Source organism: Mycobacterium sp. 852002-51971_SCH5477799-a (assembly GCF_001667145.1).
Taxonomy (GTDB): Bacteria; Actinomycetota; Actinomycetes; order Mycobacteriales; family Mycobacteriaceae; genus Mycobacterium.
The window spans coordinates 58,543-79,271 of record NZ_LZIF01000111.1 but is presented as its reverse complement, the minus strand read 5'-3'; the positions used below and the strand labels follow the sequence as shown (position 1 = coordinate 79,271).

Genomic DNA, 20,729 nt, shown 5'->3' with positions numbered 1-20,729 from the left:
GCATGGCGGATCGCCCGGAGAAGTCCGCGAACGACGCGCAGTGGCGTGAAGCGGGCGATCGGATCCAGACACTGCTCGATTCCTGCGCGGCAGGTGGGGCCGCCGCGTATGACCGTGCGCAGCAACTGGTTCGCGAGGTAGTCGGGCTGTACGGCGCCGGGCTGGAACGGATCGTGCGGCTAGCCGGCGATCCCGGGCCGGAAGGGGGACTGGTCGAGCGGCTGGCCACCGACGACCTGGTGGCCAGCCTGCTCCTGGTGCACGGTCTGCATCCGCACGACGTGTACCGCAGGGTGTCCGACGCGCTGGACCGGGTGCGGCCCTACCTGGGTTCGCACGGCGGCGACGTCGACCTGCTCGAGGTCGTCGGCGGCGACGTCGTGCGGCTGGCCTTCAAGGGCAGCTGCAAGAGCTGCCCGTCGTCGGCGGTGACTCTGGAGCTGGCCGTGCAGGACGCGGTCCGCGCGGCCGCACCGGAGATCTCCTCGATCGAGGTGGTGACCGCCGAGACCGCTCCGGCGAATGTCATTCCCGCCGAATCCCTGCTGACGCGGCTGCATTCCAACGGCCATGGGCCGACCGCCTGGCACCCGGCGCCCGAACTCGCCGAGTTGGCATCCGGCGAAGTGGCGGGATTCGTGATCGACGGGGTAACCGTGCTGGGCTGCCGTGTCGGTGACCAGACCTTCGCTTACCGGGATCGCTGCCCGGTGTGTGACGACTCGCTGGCCGGTTCGCAACTGCACGGCCGGATGCTGCGCTGTGCGGGCTGTGAAACGGATTTCGACGTGGTCGGTGCGGGAGCCGCCGCGGCCCGTGACTCGGCCGGCCACCTGGACCCCATTCCGCTGCTGACCCGCGACGGACTGCTGTCCGTAGCGTTGCGGACCGCCGCGTTGGGCGCACCGGCATGAGCACCCCGTTCGAGGTCCTGGCCCGCGTCCGGAACGACCGGCGCGCTCCCGAGCCGCCGGGCGAACGTTGCGAGATGTGCGCGGAGTCGATCGCCGACGAGCACCAGCACGTGGTCAATGTGGCAGGCCGACAACTGATGTGCGTCTGCCGCGCCTGCTATCTGCTGTTCACCGACACCGAAGCCGACCTGCGTTACCGCGCGGTGCCGGATCGCTATCTGTCGTTTCCCGACTTCGCACTCGATCGCCTGGTGTGGGAGGCACTGCAGATCCCGGTCGGGGTCGCGTTCTTCTTCACCAACTCCGCCCTTGGGCACACCGTCGCCTTTTACCCGGGGCCGGCCGGTGCATGCGAATCCGAGCTGGACATGGAGGTCTGGGACACCATCCGCGGCGCCGACCCGCGGGTGAGTCTGCTGGCCGACGACGTGGAGGCGCTGCTGGTCCGGGTGTCCGACAGCGCCCAGGATGGCGAATTATCGCAACCCCAAACGTATCTGGTGCCCATCGATGCCTGCTACGAATTCGTTGGACGACTGCGCCTGGTATGGCGCGGCTTCGACGGCGGCCAGCAGGCCCGCGAATTCATCGACGGCTTCTTCGACCGGCTCGCCACCCGTGCCACGAGGACACCGCGATGAACGCGCCGATGAACGTGAGCTTCGCGGTCCTGGACGTGACCGCCGAGCCTTATACCGTCAGCCCGGTCCTCACCGCCCGCGTCGGTGTCACCGCCAGCGGCGACGACCCGGTGCACGCCATCGCCCTGCGCTGCCAGGTCCGGATCGAACCGCTGCGCCGTTCCTACTCCGACGACGAAGCGGCCGGGCTGCTGGATCTGTTCGGCGGCCGCGAACGCTGGGCCAGCACCCAACGCACCTTCCTCTGGCAGCATTGCGCCGCAATGGTGCCGGGGTTCACCGGTCACACGATCGCGACCCTGCCCCTGGAATGCACCTACGACTTCGAGGTGGCCGCCGCCAAGTACCTGCACGCGCTGCGCGACGGCGCGGTTCCGCTGCAGTTCCTGTTCAGCGGAACGATTTTCGTCAACTCCGAGCGCGGATTCTCGGTTCAGCAGGTGTCGTGGGACTGCGAGGACAACTACGCGATGCCGGTCACGGTCTGGCGTGACCTGGTCGCACAGCACTATCCCAACAGCGGATGGATTCGGCTGAGCCACGAGACCATCGAGCAACTGGCCGGTTACAAGTCCGCCCACGGAATGCTTGACTTCGACCACGCGATCACCTCGTTGCTTGACGTCACCGATCGCGAGGTGACGCGATGACATCGAGCTGGGATCGCGCCCGCGCCGTCGCCGACGCGGTGCTCTACGAAGGCTATCTGCTCTACCCTTACCGAGGGACATCGAGCAAGAATCAATCTCGCTGGCAATTCGGCGTTTTGGGGACCCCGGGAGCGGCCGAATCCGGCCTGGGCGAAGACGACGCCATTGCCGCGGATTTCCTGGTCGCCGACGCCCGGGCCCTGACGCTGGTGGTGCGGTTCCTGCAACTGCAGCACCGGCGCGCCGAACAAGCCACCGATGCCGGCGATTACGCACCCGTCGACGAACTGCGAACCCCGGCCGGTTCGTGGTTGACCTGGGACGAAGCGGTGGAATGCGAGACCGCCTTCGGCCCCCTCGCATTCGGGGACGAACCCTGGTCGCTGCCGGTGACCGCCGAGGCGGCAACGGACATCGAAATACTGGACGGCGGCCGACTGGTGCGCGAACGCCACGAGATACGCGGCGTCCTGACCGTCACCAGCGAGCCCGACGGCAACCTGCGGCGGGTCTCGGTGCGGGTCGCCAACATCGGCGCGCCCGTCAACGCACATGACGATAAAGATTCAGTGATCGCGCGATCCATGATCGGGACGCACCTCATCGCCGAAGTGGTTGGCGGGCGCTTCATCTCGCTGCTCGAGTCGCCACCGTCCGCGGCCGATGCGGTGTCCCGGTGCGGCCGGCATCGCTGTTTCCCGGTACTCGCGGGTCCGCCGGGCGCCGACGACATGCTGCTGATCTCACCGATCATCCTCTACGACCACCCGGAGGTCGCCGAACAGAGCGACACCGCCCTCTACGACTGCACCGAGATCGACGAGATCCTCACCCTGCGCGTGATGACCATGACCGATGACGAGAAGGCGCAGGCCCGGGCGACCGACCCGCGGGCCGCGCGCATCATCGACGAATGCGACGCCATGTCGCCCGAGGCCATGGCGCGACTGCACGGCGTGCTGCGCGATCCGCACGCGCTCAACGTCCCCGTTGGCCTGGTACCCGAGATCCCCGAAGGAGTGGATTGGTGGGATCCACTGGCCGACAACGCCGTTCGACCCGAGATCGACGCGGTGCTGGTGAACGGGATCCGGATAGCGCGGGGCAGCAGGGTCCGGTTGCGCCCACGGCGCAACGCCGACGCCCAGGACATCTTCGTCGCGGGCAAGATCGCCCGCGTCACGTCGGTGCATGAGGACGTCGAAGGCAACAAGCACGTCGGCGTCGTCGTCGACGAGGACCCGGCGGCGGACCTGCACGACTGGTACGGCCGCTACCTGTACTTCTCCCCCGACGAAGTCGAACCGCTGCAGTCGCAGCACAGCACAAACCCCTGAAAGGAGTTCACTATGGAAGTCCTAGGTTGGATCTTCATCGCCATCGTCGCGCTGGTGGCAGCGATCGGGCTGGCGCTCGGCGCGATATCGGTGCCGGATGCCCGACGCTATCTCAAGTTGAGGCGGATGTAGCCGACGCGGGTGCCACCATGACGACGCGCATCCTGGTAGCGGGGATCGGAAACATCTTCCTGGGCGACGACGGGTTCGGCTCGGAAGTGGTTCGCAACGCCGAACTGCCCCAGGATGATCCGACGGTCCAGGTCATCGACTACGGAATCCGGGGCATGCACCTGGCGTATGACCTGCTCGAAGAGTGGGACACGCTGGTTTTGGTCGACGCCGTGCCGAGCCGGGGACATCCCGGCACGTTGCACGTCTTTCAGGCCGACCACGAGTCGTCGTCCGGGCCCGACGGCCTCGACGGGCACAGCATGGACCCCGCCGCGGTCTTCGCCAGCCTGCGGGCGCTGGGTGGCCAACCGCCCTACACCGTGGTGGTGGGCTGCGAGGCGGGCAGCGTCCAGGAGGGTATCGGCCTGACCGCACCGGTCGCACAGGCCGTCCCCCGGGCGGCGCGGGCGGTGGAAGAGATCGTCGCGGCGTTGCAGGCCGCGCCGTCCGCGGCCGAAAAGGGGTGCTGAGCCATGTGTTTGGGGATACCCGGACAGGTCATCGAAATGCTGGACGGTTTCGAGGGACAGCTCGCACTCGTCAACGTCACCGGTGAACAACGCAAGGTCAACGTTGGTATGTTGCCGGAACAGACGTTCGCGCCCGGCGACTGGGTGATCATCCACATGGGCTTCGTCGTGGAGAAGACGGATCAGGCCGGGGCCGAACAGGCGATGGCCGGCCTCGAGCTGATGGGCCGGGGCCGCACGGACCTGGCACCGCACCCGGAGGCGGGTTGAGATGACCGATACCCCACTGCTGTTGCGACCCGGCCGCCCTGACACCCAAGTGCGGCAGCGCGTCACGGTGACCGGCGTGGTGCAGGGGGTCGGCTTCCGTCCGTTCGTGCACCGGATCGCGACAGAACTGGGTCTGGCCGGATTCGTCGGTAACGACTCGGGTGCGGTCTTTCTCGAGGTGCAGGGCGGGCCCGCCTCGGTGGCGGAATTCGGTCGCCGGCTGCGCGCGCAGGCGCCGCCCCTGGCACGGATCGCCGACGTGCGGGTCGCCGGCGTCGCCGTCGACCCCGCGTGCCCACCCGAATTCAAGATCGTGGCAAGCCAATCGGCCACCGGCACGACCACCCCGATCCCGCCCGACATCGCGGTGTGCGACGACTGCATCGCCGAACTGTTCGATCCGCTCGACCGGCGCTACCGCCATCCGTTTGTGACGTGCACCAACTGCGGGCCCCGGTTCACCATCATCAGACACCTCCCGTACGACCGGCCGGCCACCACGATGTCGGGGTTCGCCATGTGCGCGCGCTGCGCCACCGAATACCACGATCCGGCGGATCGCCGATTCCACGCGCAGCCGATCGCCTGCCCCGACTGCGGGCCGAGCCTGTGGTTCGCATCGCCGGCCGGCCGCGTGAGTGGCTCGGACGCGGCGCTGAACGCGGCGCAGGTCGCGTTGGCATCCGGCGCGGTGGTGGCCATCAAGGGCGTCGGCGGCTATCACCTGGCCGGCGCGGTCGACGACGCGACGGCGGTCGACGCGTTACGCGCGCGGAAAGCGCGTGGCACCAAGCCGTTTGCCATGCTGGTGCGGGATCTAGACGTCGCGCGCCGCTACGCGCACGTCGACGACGCCGAGGCCGCGGTGCTGTCCAGTCCGGCCCGCCCGATCGTGTTACTGCGGCGGCGTGCCGGCGCTCCGGTCGCCGCGGCGGTCGCGCCCGGCAGCCCGCTGCTGGGGTTGATGCTGCCGTACTCCCCCATCCATCACCTGCTACTCGCGCCGGTGCCCGGAGCCTCTGGGCCTGGGCCCGACGCGCTGGTGCTGACCAGTGCCAACCGCTCTGATGAGCCCATCTGCTTCACTAATAGTGATGCAAGGCAACGGCTTTCCGCGCTGTGTGACGCCGTACTCGATCATGACCGACCTATTCACGTGCCGTGCGACGACTCGGTGGTGCGCGTCGTCCACGATGAGGGCGCAGCCCACGAACTGCCGATCCGCCGGTCCCGCGGCTACGCGCCGCTGCCGATCGACTTGAAGGTCGGGTCCCCCGCCGTGCTGGCCGTGGGCGGCGAACTGAAGAACACCTTCTGCCTCACCGACGGCCACCGGGCCTACCTGTCCGGCCACATCGGCGACATGGCCACCTGGGAGACGCTGCGCGCCTTCGAGCGGGCGGTGAGCCAGCTCAGCGAAATCCGCGGCCGGCCAGTGCGGCTGGCCGCCGACCTGCATCCGGGCTATCACACCCGAAGCTGGGCCGAGCGACATGCGGACGAACGCCCGCTGAATCTGGTCCAGCACCACCACGCCCACGTGGTGTCGCTGCTGGCCGAACACGGGCGTCTCGGCGAACCCATCGTCGGGGTCTCCTTCGACGGCACCGGATACGGCTGCGACGAAACGATCTGGGGCGGTGAGATTCTCACCCTCGACACCCGAAGCCATCGTTTCGTTCGGGCCGGGCACCTGGCGGCGGTGCCGCTGCCGGGCGGGGACGCGGCGGTGCGTAACCCCTGGCGGACGGCGCTGTCCCAGTTGTGGGTGGCCGGCATCGAGTGGACCCCCGACCTGGCACCGGTGACCGCCGCCACCGCTGCCGAATTGCAGTTGGTCCGTTCGCAATTGGAGACCGGAGCGGGTTGCGTGCCGTGTTCGAGCGTGGGCCGCCTGTTCGACGCGGTCGCCTCCCTGCTCGGGGTGCGGCACCGCATCGACTACGAGGGGCAAGCCGCGATTGAGCTCGAGGCGCTGGCGGCCGGTCAGACCGGCACCCAGCCGGCGTTGCCGCTGCCGGTGCGCCCCGACGGGGTCATCGATCCGGCCCCGACGGTGCGGGCCATGGTCGCGGCCCTGCACGACGGGACCCCACCGCCGGTGCTCGCCGCTGCGTTTCACCGCGCCGTGGCCGCCGCCGTCGCCGAAGTCGTCACCCAGGTGGCGGGCGGCACCACGCTGGTGGGTCTCACTGGCGGGGTGTTCCAGAACGTCCTGTTGCTGGGCGCGTGCCGTTCGCTGCTGCGGCAGAACGGGTTTGAGGTTCTCACCCATCACACCGTGCCGCCGAACGACGGGGGGCTGGCCCTGGGCCAGGCCGCGGTCGCGGCGCTGATCGCGAAGGAGGAGGCGTCGACGCGATGATCACCACCGCCATCGACCGCGGGCTGAGCGCCGAATTGGCCGAAGACCTTGCCGCCACCGCTCTGACGCTGGCCAAGCGATTCGCCGCGGGTGCCACGATGTGGTCCATCGCGCCATCGTGGGAACCCCACGCGCTGCACATCGCGGTCGAATTCGTCCATCCGGTCATCATGGGCAAGCGGGCCCTGCCGGCCGTCGCGCTGACCGGACCCGAACTGGTGGACCTGGTGCGCGTATCGGTTCGGCCCGGCGACATCGTGGTCGCGATCTCCGGTGTGGACAATGCGGACGTCCGCTCGGTGATGCGACGCGGCCCGGCCTGGGGCGCCACCACGATCTGGATCGGCAGCGGCGCGCCACCCGCGGCGGCGGCGGCCGATCACGTGCTGTGGCTGGATGATCCCGACCCGCGCGTGCCCGCCACCGGTGGCTTCGTTTTGTTCTACCACCTGTTGTGGGAGTTGACCCACGTGTGTTTCGAGCATTCGGGATTGCTCAAGCCCACGTGCGACGACGACAACGGGGTATGCGTCACGTGCAGCGACGAAGGCCGCCCGGGCGAGGTGATGAGCGCGTCGGTCGACGGTCAGGCAAGGGTGCGCACCGCGCGGGGAATCGAGGACGTGGTCACCACACTCGTCGAACCCGTCGCGCCCGGTGATCTGGTGCTGGTGCACGCCGGCACCGCGATCAGCCGCATCGATGAGGAGGACGTTTCATGAGCCCCACCGACGAACCCACCAACTTCCTCTACCCGTTCATCGACGCCGAAGAGGACGACGCCTCCGCGCTGCTCGCCGATCTGGCCGCGTCCGCGCAGGCCAAGGCGTCCGAAAGCCTGGCGCTGCGGCGCGCCACGCTGGAGGCCAACGCCGGCCTGCTGGACGCGGCCGCCGCTGAGTTGGCGCGCCGGTTCGCCGCCGGCGGACGGATGTTCACCTTCGGCAATGGCGGCAGTTGCACCGACTGCACCACGCTGGCGCGATTGTTCGCGCGGCCACCGCTCGGCAAGCCGCTTCCGGCGTGGTCGTTGACCGCCGATCAGGCAATCCTGACCGCACTGGGCAACGACGTCGGTTTCGAGCTGGTGTTCGCGCGCCAGCTGATCGCCCGCGCGAGGGACGGCGACATTGCGATCGCGCTTTCGACCAGTGGCAATTCGCCCAACCTGCTGACCGCGTTGGCCGAGGCGCGCAACCGCGGCCTGTACACCATCGGGTTCGGCGGCTACGACGGTGGCGCGTTCGTGGACAACCCGAACGTGGACGCCTGCTTCGTCGTTCGTTCGCAGAGCGTGCACCGGATTCAGGAATCGCAGGCGCTGCTGGGTTATCAGTTGTGGCTGGCAGTACACGAATGTCTCGGCGGCGACCAAGGTTTGGGGGCGGCATGATGAACAAGCCGGCGGGTGACTACCTGTCGTCGGGACCGCGGTTCGGCGAAGGCGACGTGATCGAGCGGATCGAGTCGTTCCGGCGGCGTCGCCCCCGACTCCTCGACGACCATGTGACGCTGGCGCACGGGGCGGGCGGCAAGGCATCCGCGGCGCTGGTGGACGCGGTGTTCGTGGAGGCGTTTCGCAACCCGTTGCTCGAATCGCTGGGCGACGGCGCCGTTTTGGCCCTGCCCAGTGGGGAGCGGCTGGCGATGTCGACGGATTCGTTTGTGGTGCAGCCCCGCCGGTTTCCCGGCGGGTCCATCGGCGAACTGGCCATCAACGGCACCTGCAACGACCTGGCGGTGGCCGGCGCCGTGCCGTCCTGGATCTCCGCGGCGTTCGTGCTCGAAGAGGGTTTCCCCATCGCGGAATTGCGGGCGATCGTCGCCGACATGGCCGCCGCGGCCGCGGCGGCCGGCGTGCAGGTCGTCACCGGGGACACCAAGGTGGTACCCAAGGGCGCGGCGGATGGACTGTTCATCACCACCGCCGGAACCGGTGTGATCCCCGTGGGCCGCACGCTGTCGGCGCAGTCGGTGCGCGCCGGAGACAAGGTGCTGCTGTCGGGGTCGATGGGCGATCACGGCATGGCGGTGATGCTGGCCCGGGGTGACCTTGCCATCGAAGCCGACATCGCCTCCGACACCGCGTCGGTCAGCCCGTTGGTGGAGTCGTTGCTGGCGGCCGCCCCGTCCACCCGATGGATGCGTGACGCGACGCGCGGCGGCGTGGGAACGGTGTGCAACGAGCTGGCCCAGGCCTGCGGCCTCGGGGTGCTGCTCGAGGAGGAGCGACTTCCGGTGGCGCCCATGGTCAATGGCGCCTGCGAGTTGCTCGGCATCGATCCGCTCTACGTCGCCAACGAGGGCAAATTCGTCGCCGTCGTACCGCCGCAGGAGGCCGAGGCCGGACTTGACGCATTACGGTCGCACCCCCTGGGCGCGCAGGCGGCCGAGGTCGGGGAAATCGTCACCGAACCCGCCGAAAGCGTGGTGCTGCGCACCGGATTCGGCGGGACCCGGATCGTCGACATGCTGGTCGGCGACCCGCTGCCCCGGATCTGTTGATCAGAAAGGAGATAGGCCGACATGTGCCTAGGAATTCCGGGCCGGATCGTGGAGATCACCGATCCCGCCAACTGCTTGGCCAAGGTTGACGTCAGCGGCGTGCAGCGGGCGATCAGTGTCCGGCTGCTGGAGAACGACATGCCCGCACCCGACGACTGGGTGCTGGTGCACGTCGGGTTCGCGATGGCCAAGATCGACGAGACCGAGGCGCTGTTGACGCTGGCCGCCATCAAGAAGCTCGGCGACACCTACACGACCGAAATGCAGGCCTTCGATTCGTCGGCCATCGTTTGACGAGGAGCGGCAATGAAATTCGTTGACGAATTCCGCGACCCGGCAGCGGCGCGCAAGCTGCTGACGGCCATCGAGCACCTGGCCGGGACGGGGGGTGAGGACTTCAAGTTCATGGAGGTGTGCGGCGGGCACACGCACACCATCTACCGGCACGGCATCGAACACCTGCTGCCCGACAACGTCGAACTGGTGCACGGCCCCGGCTGCCCGGTCTGCGTGATCCCGATGGGGCGCATCGATGACGCGATGTGGCTGGCCGGACAACCCGACGTGATTTTCACCTGCTTCGGGGACATGATGCGGGTGCCCGGCTCGCACGGCAGCCTGCTGGATGCCAAGGCCCGCGGGGCCGACGTGCGATTCGTCTACTCGCCGCTGGACGCGTTGAAGATCGCGGTCGAACATCCCGACAAGCAAGTCGTGTTCTTCGCCATCGGTTTCGAGACCACCGCGCCGTCGACCGCGGTGACGCTGGTACGGGCGCGCGAGTTGGGCCTGCCCAATTTCAGCGTCTTCTGCAACCACGTCACGATCGTGCCGCCGATCAGGGCCATCCTGGAGTCGCCGGACCTGCGGCTGTCGGGGTTCATCGGACCCGGGCACGTGTCCACCGTGGTCGGCAACCGGCCCTACCGATTCGTCCCCGACGTGTATCGAAAGCCGTTGGTGGTGGCCGGTTTCGAGCCGCTGGACATCCTGGCCTCGGTCGCGATGCTGCTGCGTCAGATCCGCGAGGGACGCTGCGAGGTGGAGAACCAGTACAAGCGCGTGGTTCCCGAGCGCGGCAACCCGGCGGCGCTGGCGCTGATGGGCAAGGTGTTCGCGCTGCGTCCGCACTTCGAATGGCGCGGGCTTGGCTTCATCTCGCAAAGCGCGCTGCGGCTGCACGACGATTTCGCCGAGTTCGACGCCGAGCTGCGGTTCGCGATGCCCGGCGTGCGGGTCGCCGACCCGAAGGCCTGCCAGTGCGGTGAGGTGCTCAAGGGGGTGCTCAAGCCTTGGGAGTGCAAGGTTTTCGGCACGGCATGCACACCGGAGACCCCGATTGGGACGTGCATGGTCTCACCGGAGGGGGCCTGCGCCGCGTACTACAACTTCGGCCGCATGCACCGGGACGCCGTCAAGCTGGTGGGGCGCACTTGACCCCTGACAAGGGCGCAGAGATGTTCGCCCGCTACGCCTATGCGCCCAACGCGCTCGGCTATTGCGGTCCGCCGTTGGGAGCCACCCTGCGCGACGGTTCGGTCGCCGAGGTGCGCAGGGCGGCGACGAAATTCTCCGGCGCGTGGCCGTATCTGCGGGTGCTGTCGAAAGTGACCGGCATCGCCGACCCGCTGGATTACCGGCTGGTCGAGTCGTACTGGCTCGGCGGCGGCGTCGCCGCCGACCTGGACCCACGGGAATTCTTTGACGCGCTGCTCGCGATCATCGGCCCGCAGGCGGGCCACTACTGGTCGCATCTCACCACGGATCTGGCCTGCGAGGCCGCCGGCAACCACTGCTTTCACGTGTTCGGGGTGTATCCGTGGACGCGATTCTTAGGCCGAGGCACCGACGAGCAGCCGCTGACCGTGCTCGACAACTGCCGAATCACCTCCGGGACAGTGCTTTCCCGCGACGGCGACCGCGTCGAGGTGTTGTGCCGAAGGCTGGCGTGGGACGGGCGGGCCCTGACGCTGTCGACGCCGTCGGCGCGCGTGCTCGACGTGTGGGCGGACGGGTACAGCGCGGTGCCCGACGTGGCAGCCGGCGATGTGGTGGCGATGCACTGGGGCCGATTGTGCGGCCGGCTGTCGCCGGCGCAGCTTCGCGCGCTGACCGACAGCACGGATCGGCAGCTGCTGGTGACCGGCCAACGACTGGCGCGCGTCTGACTTCGCCGCCAGACTGGCCCGGTGCCCGGTTCTCTGTGCGACGTGTTGCCCGCCGCGGCCGCCCTGCTCGAGATCGAGGATGCCGTCGACAACCTGGCGGTGGCGCAGTGGGTTGGCGAAGACCGCATCGAGCGGGTGCTGGTCGTGCTGGTCGATGGGCTGGGCTGGCACCTGCTTCCGCAGCTGGCCGGCAGCGCGCCGCTGCTGGCGTCCGTGCTGGGCGGCGCCACCGGGCGGCTGACCCAGCTGGACTGCACCTTCCCGTCAACCACCCCGACCAGCCTGGTGTCGCTGGGCACCGGTGCGCTGCCGGGTGAGCACGGCGTCCTGGGCTTCACGCTCAGGGTGCCCGGCACCGACCGGGTGCTCAGTCACGTCCGGTGGCGTGATGACCCGCCACCCGCTCTGTGGCAGCCGGTGCCGACCTGGTTCGAACGGCTCAAAAACGCCGGCGTGAGCGCCCGCGCGGTGCTGCCGGCGGTGTTCATCGGCAGCGGACTGACCGAAGCCGCGTATCGCGGCGCCGAACTCCATCCGGCCGACCCGACCGACGACTACGCGCGGCTGCTGGCCGACGAGCTGCGGGCGGCGCCCGGGCTGGTGTACGGCTACACCGCTGACCTCGACACCGCCGCCCATATCTTCGGTATCGGCTCCGACCAGTGGCACGCCGCGGCGGCGAACGTCGATGGGCTGCTGGCCCGCCTACTCGACGCGCTGCCCGCGAACGCGGCGATGCTGGTGACCGCCGATCACGGCGGAATCAACGTCTCACCCGAGGCACGCATCGATCTCGACACCGACCGCCGGCTGGCCGAGGGAATCCGGGTGGTGGCCGGCGAGCCGCGGGTGCGGTATCTGCACACCGCGCCGGGCGCCGCGGGCGACGTGCAGGCCGTGTGGAGCGGGCTGCTGGACGGCCGCGCCGCCGTGTACAGCCGCGAGCAGGCGGTAGCCACCGGCATGTTCGGGCCGGTCACCGCCCGACACGCCGAGCGGCTCGGCGACGTGGTCGTCGTCTGTTCCGGCGACACCGCGGTGCTGGCCAGCGCACACGAGCCACCGGAAACGGCTCGCCTAATCGGCTTTCACGGCGGAGGCACGGCAGCGGAAATGGCGATTCCGCTCATCGTTTTCCGGCCGTAGCTGCCCGAACACACAACGGACTCGGATCGAGTTCACAGCTCGCCGGAACCGCGCACCGATTTCGGCGCGGTACATTCGGTGCACTGTGTTTTTGCGGGGCGTTGGCAAAACTCGGCGATGGCAGCATGTCACCGCGGTTGCCGCAGCTCTAGGGGTGTTCATCGCCCTGGCCACCGGGTCGGGGCTGCGACAAAGTTTCGCGCCGGAGACACCGCCGCCGGCGGCTTGGTCGGCGCCAGCCGCCACTGCGCACACCGCACCGATGCCCGGCCGTCCCGCCGCCCTCGGCCGAGCCGCCTCGACCGTTTCGCTGCCTTCGACGCCCCCTAACAAGAAGCCGATCCACCGCGCGTGGATGACGAAAGAACGACCCCTGATCTGGAACCGCTTGTCAGCGCACTCCGTGCTGACGCCGGCGCCGTTGTCGTTCACCCCGATCGTGTCTACCCCTGGCGGCGCCCGATCGCGCGCACCCGCGGCCATTGCGTCTGACCGAGACATCCTGACCGAGATCTGCATCGCCCGCCGCTGACCGTCGCGCCCGCGCCCCGCGGCTTGTAACCCCCGTGTGTATCTCGTGAAAGAAGACCCTCATGTTTTTGGGCGCCACCGACACCGCCACAAGCAGGCGCAGGCCGTAATGAATTTCGCGACGCTACCTCCGGAGACCAACTCCGGGCTGATGTATTCCGGTCCCGGCGCGGGATCGATGATGCGGGCCGCCGTGGCGTGGGAAACGTTGGCAGCGCGGCTTTTCACCGCGGCGGCCGACTACCGGGCAATGACCGCACAGCTGGGGACCGGCGCCGAGCACCCGGCGCTCACCGAAGCCGCGACTCGCTACGCGGACTGGCTCGAGGCCGTCGCAGCCCGAAGTGAGCACGCGGCCACCCGGCTCAAGGCGGCAACCCTGGCGTACCGGTCGGCCTTCACGGCAACGGTGCCACCACCGGCGATCGCCGGCAACCGCACGCGACGGATGTCGCTGGTGTCAGCGAATTGTCTGGGCCAGCAGAGCGCGGCGATCGCGAACGTCGATGCCGAGTATGACGCGATGTGGGCGCAGAACGCCGACGCCATGCGCGCATACGCCGAGTCCGCGGCCGGTGTCCTGACACTGGCTCCCTTCCCCGCTCCACCCGGCAATCCCGCTGTGACGAAACGCAATTGGGCCCTTCGCTCGGCGCCGGACGTGATATCGACCGGCCGCGAAGTGATGTCGGTGATACCCGAAGCGTTGCGACGCCTGTCGTCGTCGCCGCTGACGACGTTCGAGGCGACGCTGTCCGCGGTCACCCCGACGCTGTCGAAACTCAATTCGGTGACCGCTCCGTCGGACTTCGCGATCGGATACCTGAATGCGATGAACAAAACGGCGGCGCTGCACTCACTGTTCCCAAAGCCGGCTGTCACCGACGAGGTCAGGGCGGCCCTGGGCCGCGGGGCACCCGTCGGTGCACTGTCGGTGCCGCCCACCTGGACAGCCGCCGCCCCCGCGAGAGAGCCGCTGCGCGGGGCCTGGGCCGGCGAGCACATCCACCTGGTCAGCGAGCCGCCCGGCACCCAAGCGGCCGACCAGTACGGCGGTTAAAGCGGGGTGACATAGGCCGCGCTGATGCCGCCGTCGACCATGAACGTCGACGCGGTGATGAAGGACGCGTCATCGCTGGCCAAAAACGCCACCGCCGAGGCGATTTCGTCGGGGTCGGCGAAACGGCCGACCGGGACGTGCACCAGCCGGCGGGCGGCCCGCTCGGGGTCCTTGGCGAAAAGCTCCTGCAGCAGCGGGGTATTGACCGGGCCGGGGCACAGCGCGTTCACCCGGATGCCGTGCCGGGCGAACTGCACGCCCAACTCGCGCGACATCGCAAGCACGCCGCCCTTGGCGGCGGTGTAAGAGATCTGCGACGTCGCCGACCCCAGGACGGCCACGAACGACGCCGTGTTGATGATCGAGCCTTTCCGCGCGGGAACCATGTGCCGCAATGCCGCTCGGCAGCACAGGTACACCGACTTCAGGTTGACGTCTTGGACGCGTTGCCACGCCGGCAAATCGGTGTTCTCGATGAGGTCGTCGTCGGGCGGTGAGATGCCGGCGTTGTTGAACGCGATGTCGATGCGACCGTGGACCCGCGCCGCGGCATCGAACAGCGCGTTGACCGCGGCCTCGTCGGACACATCGGTGGACACGAACAAGCCGGACAGTTCGGCGGCCGCCGCGCCGCCCGCGTCGCCGTCGATGTCGGCGACCACGATCGTGGCGCCCTCGGCGTGCATCCGCCGTGCCGCGGCCAGCCCGATGCCGCCGCCGGCGCCAGTGACGACGGCCACGCGGCCCGCCAGTCGTTGCGTGAGATCCACCGCCACCCATCTACTCCTCTTCGATCGCGATGAACACGTTCTTGGTCTCGGTGAAGTGCAGCGGCGCATCCGGGCCGAGTTCGCGACCCAGCCCCGACTGCTTGAACCCGCCGAACGGCGTGTTGTACCGAACGGACGAGTGCGAATTCACCGACAGATTCCCGGATTCGATCGCCCGGGAGACGCGCAGCGCACGGGACAGGTCGTCGGTCCAGATCGATCCGGACAGTCCGTAGCTGGTGTCGTTGGCGATGGCGATGGCGTCGTGCTCGTCGTCGAAGGCCAGCACCGTGACGACCGGGCCGAAGATCTCATCGGTGACGCAACGGTCGGTGCGCTGCGGTGTCAAAACGGTTGGCGGGAACCAGAATCCACGACCAGCCGGCGCATTACCGCGGAACGCGACGGGGGCGTCGTCGGGCACATACGACGCCACCTTGTCCCGATGGGCGGCCGACACCAGCGGGCCCATCTCGGTGTCACGGGAGGCCGGGTCGCCGACCACGACACTGGTGACGGCCGGTTCGAGCAACTCCATGAATCGGTCGTAGACGCTGCGCTGCACCAGGATTCGGCTGCGAGCGCAGCAATCCTGTCCCGCATTGTCGAACACCCCGGCCGGTGCGGTCGCCGCGGCGCGCTCGAGGTCGCAGTCGGCGAAAACGATGTTGGCGCTCTTGCCGCCCAATTCCAGGGTCACCCGCTTCACCTGAGCGGCCGCACCGGCCATCACCAATTTGCCGACGTCGGTGGACCCGGTGAACACGATCTTGCGGATGTCGGGGTGGGTCACGAACCGCTTCCCGACCACCGGGCCCCGCCCCGGCAGCACCTGGAGCAGGTCCGCGTCGAGTCCGGCTTGCGCCGCCAGCTCACCGAGCCGGATCGTGGTCAGCGGCGTCGCCTCGGCGGGTTTGATCAGCACGGCGTTGCCCGCGGCCAGGGCGGGTGCGAAACCCCATGATGCGATGGGCATCGGAAAGTTCCACGGGGTGATCACGCCGACCACGCCCATCGGTTCGTTGAACGTGACGTCCAGGCCACCGGCTACGGGAATTTGCTTGCCGGACAAGCTTTCCGGGCTAGGGGCGTAGAAGTTCAACACGTCGCGGACGTGACCGGCTTCCCATTCGGCTGCCGCGATGGGGTGTCCCGAATTGGCGACTTCGAGTGCGGCCAGCTCGCCGAGATGGGTGTCGACGGCGGCGGCGAAGGCCCGCAATGCGGCGGCCCGCTCGGCCGGGGCCGACCGCGCCCATCGCCGCTGGGCCGCGCGCGCCCGCCCGACCGCGTCGTCGACCGCGGCGGCGTCGGCGTGCTCGACCGAGCGCAGCACCTCCTCGGTTGCCGGATTGATCAGCTGCGCGGCGGTCAACTCAGCTCACGCGCCCCGCGTACGACCGGGCGGCGTCGACGATCGCGGCGAACAACCGCAGGTCGTCCAGCGACTGTTCCGGATGCCATTGCACCGCAAGCACAAACCTGTCCCCGGGCAGCTCCAGCGCCTCGACGACGCCGTCGGCGTCCCGTGCGCTGACCGCCAAGCCGTCGCCCACCCGGTCGACGGCCTGGTGGTGATAGCTCGGCGCGTCGGTGGATTCCCCGATCAGCGCGGCCAGCCGGGTGCCCGCCACGGTGCGCACCGGCAGCCTGGCGAACACCCCGTTGCCCGCCCGATGCCCGCTGTGCCCGAGCACGTCGGGCAGGTGCTGATGCAGGGTGCCGCCCAGCGCGACGTTGAGCACCTGTGCGCCGCGGCAGATTCCCAGCACCGGCAGGCCGCGCCGCAGCGCGCCCTGCAACAACGCGAACTCCCACGCGTCGCGTTCGGTGCGGGGTTGATCGGTGGTCGGGTGCGGTTGCTGGCCGTAGCTGGCGGGGTCCAGGTCATATCCCCCGGTGATCACCAGCGCATGCAGGCCGTCCAGTACGGCGTCGACGACCTCGGCGCCCACCGGCTGCGGCGGCAGCAACACCGCGATCCCGCCGGCCAGGATGACGCCTTCGAAATAGTCGGCGGGCAGGAAGCCGGCGCGGATATCCCAGATGCCGGTCTGCACCTGCTCCAGATATGTCGTCAGGCCGACCACCGGGCGGCGCGGGTCGCCACCGTCTGATCTAGAGCCGTTCAAACCCACGCGTCCTCTCCCAGTCGGTGACCGCCGCGTTGAACGCCGCCAACTCCACGCGGGCGCTGTTCAGGTAGTGGGCGACAACGTCGTCGCCGAACACGTCCCGAGCGAACGTCGAGCGTTCGAACGCCGAGGCCGCCTCGGCCAGCGTGACGGGCAGCCGCTCGACGCCGGGAGCCTGGTACGCGTTGCCGGCGCAGGGAGCCGGTAACGCCAGGCCCCGTTCAACACCGTACAGCCCCCCGGCGACGATCGCCGCCACCGCCAGATACGGGTTGACGTCGCCTCCGGGGACCCGGCACTCGACTCGGGTGTTGGGCCCACGACCGACCACCCGCAGCGCGCAGGTGCGATTGTCCAGTCCCCACGCCAGGGCGGTGGGCGCGAAACTACCGTCGGCGAATCGCTTGTAGGAGTTGATATTCGGCGCAAAAAACAGTGTGAGGTCACCCAGGGTGGCCAGCAGGCCGGCCAGAAAACTGCAGAATGCCGATGACATGCCGTGCGGGTGGCTGGGATCGGCGAACACCGCACCGCCCTGCGAGTCACGCAGCGAGAGGTGAACGTGGCAGCTGTTCCCCTCTCGCTCATCGTATTTCGCCATGAACGTCAGGCTTTTGCCGTGCTGGTCGGCGATCTCCTTGGCGCCGTTCTTGTAGATGACGTGGTTGTCACAGGTGACCAGGGCGTCGGCGTAGCGGAAACCGATTTCCTGCTGCCCCTTGTGGCATTCGCCCTTGACGGCTTCGAAGCGCAGGCCGGCGCCGATCATCCCCAGCCGGATGTCGCGTAGCAGCGGCTCCATTCGCGACGACGCCGAGATCGCGTAGTCGATGTTGTAGTCGCTGGCCGGGGTCAGCCCGCGGTACCCGATGGCCCACGCCTGACGGTAGGACTCGTCGAACACGATGAATTCCAGTTCGGTTGCGACGTCGGCGGCCCAGCCGCGTTCGGCCAGCCGGTCGAGCTGGCGGCGCAGGATCGCCCGCGGCGCCACGGTGACGGGGCTGCCGTCGGCCCAGCCGACGTCGGCGATCACCAACGCCGTACCCGGCAGCCACGGGACGCGCCGCAGGGTGGACAGGTCGGGCCTGGCCACGGTGTCCCCGTAACCGGTTTCCCAGCTCGAGATCGCATAGCCGCCGACGGTGTTCATGTCGACGTCGACGGCGAGCAGATAGCCGCAGCACTCGGCGCCGTGGGCGGCCACCTCGTCGGCGAACAACCGTGCGTCGACCCGCTTCCCGACCAGCCGGCCCTGCATGTCGGCGAACGCCACGATGACGGTGTCCACCTCGCCGGTGCTCACGAGCCGCTGCAGCGCGGTCAACGACAACATCGCGGCGTTCGGCTCGGTCACAGCACTTTCTTCACTGGCCATGACCGTAGTCAACCAGGCGCTACCAGGTACTGGTGCGCAAAATGATCTCGGCGGCCAGCTGCGCCGTCGACTCCTGCACGCTGCGCCGCCCCAGGTGCACCACCCGGTATTCGGCGTAGACGAAGCGCTGGCTGGCCTGTGCCACCGCTCGCGCGGCCGGCGAGCTGACCAACACGGTGGTGCCGATCTCAACGGGCGGGCAGTGGCCGTCGGTGACGACGCCTTCGTAGTCGGCGGCCCGCGGATGGCCGCGATCGATCACCACCAGTCCGACAAACCGGCCCAGCCGGGTTGCCGTCAGTTCCCAGGCGAGTTCTCCGCCGGCGCGGTCACCCATCACCACGGCCCACCCGATGCTCAGCGCGTCGAGGATGCCGATCACCGACTTGGGCGTCAGGCGCGGGTCGAAGCCGATCACGACCGTCCGAAGCGACGCGGTGTGCAGTCGCTCGCAGACGGCGTCATACGCCGCCGGGATGCGGTCCTCGTCGCCCAAGATAACGACGACGACGCCGGTCTCCGGGCCGGCCACAACCACCGGTACGGGAAACCCGTCCAGAGTGGTCATCATCGAGGACACCCCAGCACGCTACAGCCAAACGGCATGCGAGCGCGACGATTCTGGGCATTTAATACAGCGCCTTAACTCTTTGACCGCGTCGTCAACGGCGACGTTCGAGCCGCCAAAACGGCGAATAACTCACGGCCGCAAGCGACTTGCGAGATGAGGCCGCTGTGGCGGCGGACCGTCAAGCAACCTGAGAATACCGTCGATGTCGAGATGGCAGGCCAGCAGATCGGCGGCGAGGTCGAGCTGGGCATCGCGGCGGTCGACGACGTTGACGCCGGCGACCACGAAGCCACTGCGGCCGGCGGCGTCGGCAACCCGGTCGAGCCAAACGCGCCGGAACTCGTCGTTATCGAGCAAGCCGTGCCAATGAGTCCCGAAAACCGCGCCGCGCACCACGCCCTGCGTATCCGGATCCGCACCGGCCGCGAACCAGCTCTGTTCGGCGCAGCGCGCGACCCGGCCGTGATGGATCTCGTAGCCGGTGAGCGGTCGCTGCCAGCGACGCAACGTCTTGTCGGGATGAAAGGCGATGTCGATGTCCAGCAGTCCCAGGCCGGGCACGCCCGTGGTCCCGGATTCCACCGGATCGTCTAGGCGACTGCACAGCATCTGAAAGCCACCACAGATGCCCAGCACCGGCTTGCCGGCACGAGCATGCGCGGTGATCGCATCGGCAAGGCCGTGATCGCGCAGCCAAGACAGGTCGGAAACCGTGGCCTTGGTGCCGGGGATGACGATCAGGTCGGTGTCGGTGAGGTCGGCGGGGTCGGCGACCCAGCGAACCAGCACACCCGGCTCGCAGGCCAGCGCCTCGACGTCGGTGGAGTTGGAAATGCGGGGCAGCCGAACGGCGGCTACCCGCAGCCACTGGTCACCGCGCGGGGGCGCGGGCCTGCCGATGACGCGGTGCGCGACTACCGACAGCGAGTCTTCGGCGTCCAACCACAGCTCGTCGGCGAACGGCAGCACGCCGTAGGTCGGGCGGCCCGTCATGTCATGCAGCTGACGCAACCCGGGTTCGAGCAGCGCGGGGTCACCGCGGAACTTGTTGACGATGAAGCCGGCGATCAGGGCTTGGTCGTCGGGTTCGAGCACCGCCACCGTCCCGAACAGATGCGCCAACAGGCCGCCCCGATCGATGTCCCCGACCAGGACTACCGGTAAATTCGCGGCCCGGGCCAGCCCCATGTTGGCCAGATCGGTGGCGCGCAGATTGATCTCGGCCGGCGAGCCGGCCCCCTCGCAGATCACCGCATCGAATTCTTCGCGCAAGCAGGACAATTCGTCGAATACGACGGACGCCAGCCGATCACGATGCCGCACATAGCTTTTCGCGCTGACCGAGTCGGCGACCTGACCCTTGATCACCAGCTGCGAGGTGCGGTCGCCGCCCGGCTTGAGCAGGATCGGGTTGAATCGCACGCTGGGTTCCAGCCCCGCCGCGCGCGCCTGGATCGCCTGGGCGCGGCCGATCTCACCGCCTTCGATGGTCACCACCGAGTTGTTGGACATGTTCTGCGCCTTGAAGGGGGCGACGCGGACCCCGCGGCGGGCCAACAACCGGCACAGGCCCGCCACCACCACCGATTTCCCGGCGTCGGAGCTGGTGCCCGCGACCAGCAACGCTCCGGTCATCCGGCAAAC

At 68.7% G+C, this 20,729-nt stretch carries 21 protein-coding genes and 1 pseudogene; 16 read left to right on the top strand and 6 right to left on the bottom strand.

What is annotated here, in order from left to right; translation table 11 throughout:
• The first annotated feature begins 2 nt into the window (after positions 1-2).
• From A5753_RS17795 to A5753_RS17720, 16 genes and pseudogenes are all read left to right on the top strand, one after another.
• On the top strand, positions 3-914 hold the full coding sequence (locus tag A5753_RS17795; RefSeq protein WP_067130925.1) for a NifU family protein: 912 nt from the start codon (positions 3-5) through the stop codon (positions 912-914).
• Positions 911-1,555: a DUF5947 family protein gene (locus A5753_RS17790; protein WP_067130922.1), complete on the top strand. Its 645-nt coding sequence runs from the start codon at positions 911-913 to the stop codon at positions 1,553-1,555. Before A5753_RS17795 ends, A5753_RS17790 begins: the two co-directional genes overlap by 4 nt.
• Positions 1,552-2,205, top strand: a complete 654-nt coding sequence (locus A5753_RS17785; RefSeq protein ID WP_067130919.1) for a DUF6084 family protein — start codon at positions 1,552-1,554, stop codon at positions 2,203-2,205. The genes A5753_RS17790 and A5753_RS17785 overlap by 4 nt, the downstream gene beginning before the upstream one ends.
• Positions 2,202-3,567 (top strand): annotated as a pseudogene (locus tag A5753_RS17780) (hypothetical protein). The gene A5753_RS17785 and the pseudogene A5753_RS17780 overlap by 4 nt, the downstream one beginning before the upstream one ends.
• A gap of 124 nt (positions 3,568-3,691) precedes the next feature.
• The gene (locus tag A5753_RS17775; protein ID WP_067130913.1) at positions 3,692-4,186 is read left to right on the top strand and encodes a hydrogenase maturation protease; all 495 of its coding nucleotides are present in this window, start codon (positions 3,692-3,694) and stop codon (positions 4,184-4,186) included.
• A 3-nt stretch (positions 4,187-4,189) separates the two neighbouring features.
• Positions 4,190-4,456 (top strand): HypC/HybG/HupF family hydrogenase formation chaperone, encoded by a 267-nt coding sequence (locus tag A5753_RS17770; protein ID WP_067130910.1) that lies wholly within the window; start codon positions 4,190-4,192, stop codon positions 4,454-4,456.
• Position 4,457: 1 nt separating this feature from the next.
• Positions 4,458-6,821 (top strand): carbamoyltransferase HypF, encoded by a 2,364-nt coding sequence (hypF, locus tag A5753_RS17765; RefSeq protein WP_067130909.1) that lies wholly within the window; start codon positions 4,458-4,460, stop codon positions 6,819-6,821.
• Positions 6,818-7,543 carry a HypC/HybG/HupF family hydrogenase formation chaperone gene (locus A5753_RS17760; protein WP_067130906.1) on the top strand — a complete coding sequence of 242 codons (726 nt, stop codon included), beginning with the start codon at positions 6,818-6,820 and terminating at the stop codon, positions 7,541-7,543. Before hypF ends, A5753_RS17760 begins: the two co-directional genes overlap by 4 nt.
• Entirely contained in the window at positions 7,540-8,214 is a 675-nt protein-coding gene (locus A5753_RS17755; RefSeq protein ID WP_067130903.1) for an SIS domain-containing protein, read from the top strand. The genes A5753_RS17760 and A5753_RS17755 overlap by 4 nt, the downstream gene beginning before the upstream one ends.
• Positions 8,214-9,326 (top strand): hydrogenase expression/formation protein HypE, encoded by a 1,113-nt coding sequence (gene hypE / locus A5753_RS17750; protein ID WP_067130900.1) that lies wholly within the window; start codon positions 8,214-8,216, stop codon positions 9,324-9,326. The genes A5753_RS17755 and hypE overlap by 1 nt, the downstream gene beginning before the upstream one ends.
• A 21-nt stretch (positions 9,327-9,347) precedes the next feature.
• Positions 9,348-9,620 carry a HypC/HybG/HupF family hydrogenase formation chaperone gene (locus tag A5753_RS17745; protein WP_067130897.1) on the top strand — a complete coding sequence of 91 codons (273 nt, stop codon included), beginning with the start codon at positions 9,348-9,350 and terminating at the stop codon, positions 9,618-9,620.
• Between the two features lie 12 nt (positions 9,621-9,632).
• Positions 9,633-10,763, top strand: coding sequence for a hydrogenase formation protein HypD (hypD, locus tag A5753_RS17740; protein WP_067130894.1), 1,131 nt, complete (start codon positions 9,633-9,635; stop codon positions 10,761-10,763).
• Complete coding sequence (locus A5753_RS17735; RefSeq protein WP_255361368.1) at positions 10,760-11,494, top strand: DUF6390 family protein; 735 nt, start codon at positions 10,760-10,762, stop codon at positions 11,492-11,494. The genes hypD and A5753_RS17735 overlap by 4 nt, the downstream gene beginning before the upstream one ends.
• 21 nt (positions 11,495-11,515) lie before the next feature.
• A complete protein-coding gene (locus tag A5753_RS17730) occupies positions 11,516-12,640 on the top strand; it encodes an alkaline phosphatase family protein (RefSeq protein WP_067130888.1) in 1,125 nt (374 codons plus the stop codon).
• A gap of 355 nt (positions 12,641-12,995) precedes the next feature.
• A complete protein-coding gene (locus A5753_RS24925; protein ID WP_231990102.1) occupies positions 12,996-13,172 on the top strand; it encodes a hypothetical protein in 177 nt (58 codons plus the stop codon).
• Positions 13,173-13,280: 108 nt separating this feature from the next.
• On the top strand, positions 13,281-14,231 hold the full coding sequence (locus A5753_RS17720) for a PPE family protein (protein ID WP_067130883.1): 951 nt from the start codon (positions 13,281-13,283) through the stop codon (positions 14,229-14,231).
• Here the strand turns inward: A5753_RS17720 and A5753_RS17715 are convergent.
• The 6 genes from A5753_RS17715 to A5753_RS17690 all read right to left on the bottom strand — a co-directional run bounded on the left by A5753_RS17715 (position 14,228) and on the right by A5753_RS17690 (position 20,720).
• Positions 14,228-15,001: a 3-oxoacyl-ACP reductase gene (locus A5753_RS17715; RefSeq protein WP_067130880.1), complete on the bottom strand. Its 774-nt coding sequence runs from the start codon at positions 14,999-15,001 to the stop codon at positions 14,228-14,230. The two genes, A5753_RS17720 and A5753_RS17715, sit on opposite strands and share 4 nt — an antisense overlap.
• A 10-nt stretch (positions 15,002-15,011) precedes the next feature.
• A complete protein-coding gene (locus tag A5753_RS17710; RefSeq protein WP_067130876.1) occupies positions 15,012-16,376 on the bottom strand; it encodes an aldehyde dehydrogenase in 1,365 nt (454 codons plus the stop codon).
• Between the two features lies 1 nt (position 16,377).
• Positions 16,378-17,139 (bottom strand): gamma-glutamyl-gamma-aminobutyrate hydrolase family protein, encoded by a 762-nt coding sequence (locus A5753_RS17705; protein WP_082971362.1) that lies wholly within the window; start codon positions 17,137-17,139, stop codon positions 16,378-16,380.
• The gene (locus A5753_RS17700; protein ID WP_067130871.1) at positions 17,120-18,514 is read right to left on the bottom strand and encodes a glutamine synthetase family protein; all 1,395 of its coding nucleotides are present in this window, start codon (positions 18,512-18,514) and stop codon (positions 17,120-17,122) included. The genes A5753_RS17705 and A5753_RS17700 overlap by 20 nt, the downstream gene beginning before the upstream one ends.
• A gap of 19 nt (positions 18,515-18,533) precedes the next feature.
• Positions 18,534-19,085, bottom strand: a complete 552-nt coding sequence (locus A5753_RS17695; RefSeq protein ID WP_067131008.1) for an alpha/beta hydrolase — start codon at positions 19,083-19,085, stop codon at positions 18,534-18,536.
• 129 nt (positions 19,086-19,214) lie between these two features.
• On the bottom strand, positions 19,215-20,720 hold the full coding sequence (locus A5753_RS17690) for a cobyric acid synthase (protein WP_067130868.1): 1,506 nt from the start codon (positions 20,718-20,720) through the stop codon (positions 19,215-19,217).
• Between the last annotated feature and the right edge of the window lie 9 nt (positions 20,721-20,729).

Coding starts and splice junctions, on each gene's coding strand:
- A5753_RS17720 (WP_067130883.1), top strand. CDS start 13,281: ATGAATTTCGCGACGCTACCTCCGGAGACCAACTCCGGGCTGATGTAT.
- A5753_RS17745 (WP_067130897.1), top strand. CDS start 9,348: ATGTGCCTAGGAATTCCGGGCCGGATCGTGGAGATCACCGATCCCGCC.
- A5753_RS17695 (WP_067131008.1), bottom strand. CDS start 19,085: ATGATGACCACTCTGGACGGGTTTCCCGTACCGGTGGTTGTGGCCGGC.
- hypE (WP_067130900.1), top strand. CDS start 8,214: ATGAACAAGCCGGCGGGTGACTACCTGTCGTCGGGACCGCGGTTCGGC.
- A5753_RS17755 (WP_067130903.1), top strand. CDS start 7,540: ATGAGCCCCACCGACGAACCCACCAACTTCCTCTACCCGTTCATCGAC.
- hypD (WP_067130894.1), top strand. CDS start 9,633: ATGAAATTCGTTGACGAATTCCGCGACCCGGCAGCGGCGCGCAAGCTG.
- A5753_RS17795 (WP_067130925.1), top strand. CDS start 3: ATGGCGGATCGCCCGGAGAAGTCCGCGAACGACGCGCAGTGGCGTGAA.
- A5753_RS17690 (WP_067130868.1), bottom strand. CDS start 20,720: ATGACCGGAGCGTTGCTGGTCGCGGGCACCAGCTCCGACGCCGGGAAA.
- A5753_RS17775 (WP_067130913.1), top strand. CDS start 3,692: ATGACGACGCGCATCCTGGTAGCGGGGATCGGAAACATCTTCCTGGGC.
- A5753_RS17700 (WP_067130871.1), bottom strand. CDS start 18,514: ATGGCCAGTGAAGAAAGTGCTGTGACCGAGCCGAACGCCGCGATGTTG.
- A5753_RS17785 (WP_067130919.1), top strand. CDS start 1,552: ATGAACGCGCCGATGAACGTGAGCTTCGCGGTCCTGGACGTGACCGCC.
- A5753_RS17790 (WP_067130922.1), top strand. CDS start 911: ATGAGCACCCCGTTCGAGGTCCTGGCCCGCGTCCGGAACGACCGGCGC.
- hypF (WP_067130909.1), top strand. CDS start 4,458: ATGACCGATACCCCACTGCTGTTGCGACCCGGCCGCCCTGACACCCAA.
- A5753_RS17760 (WP_067130906.1), top strand. CDS start 6,818: ATGATCACCACCGCCATCGACCGCGGGCTGAGCGCCGAATTGGCCGAA.
- A5753_RS24925 (WP_231990102.1), top strand. CDS start 12,996: ATGACGAAAGAACGACCCCTGATCTGGAACCGCTTGTCAGCGCACTCC.
- A5753_RS17770 (WP_067130910.1), top strand. CDS start 4,190: ATGTGTTTGGGGATACCCGGACAGGTCATCGAAATGCTGGACGGTTTC.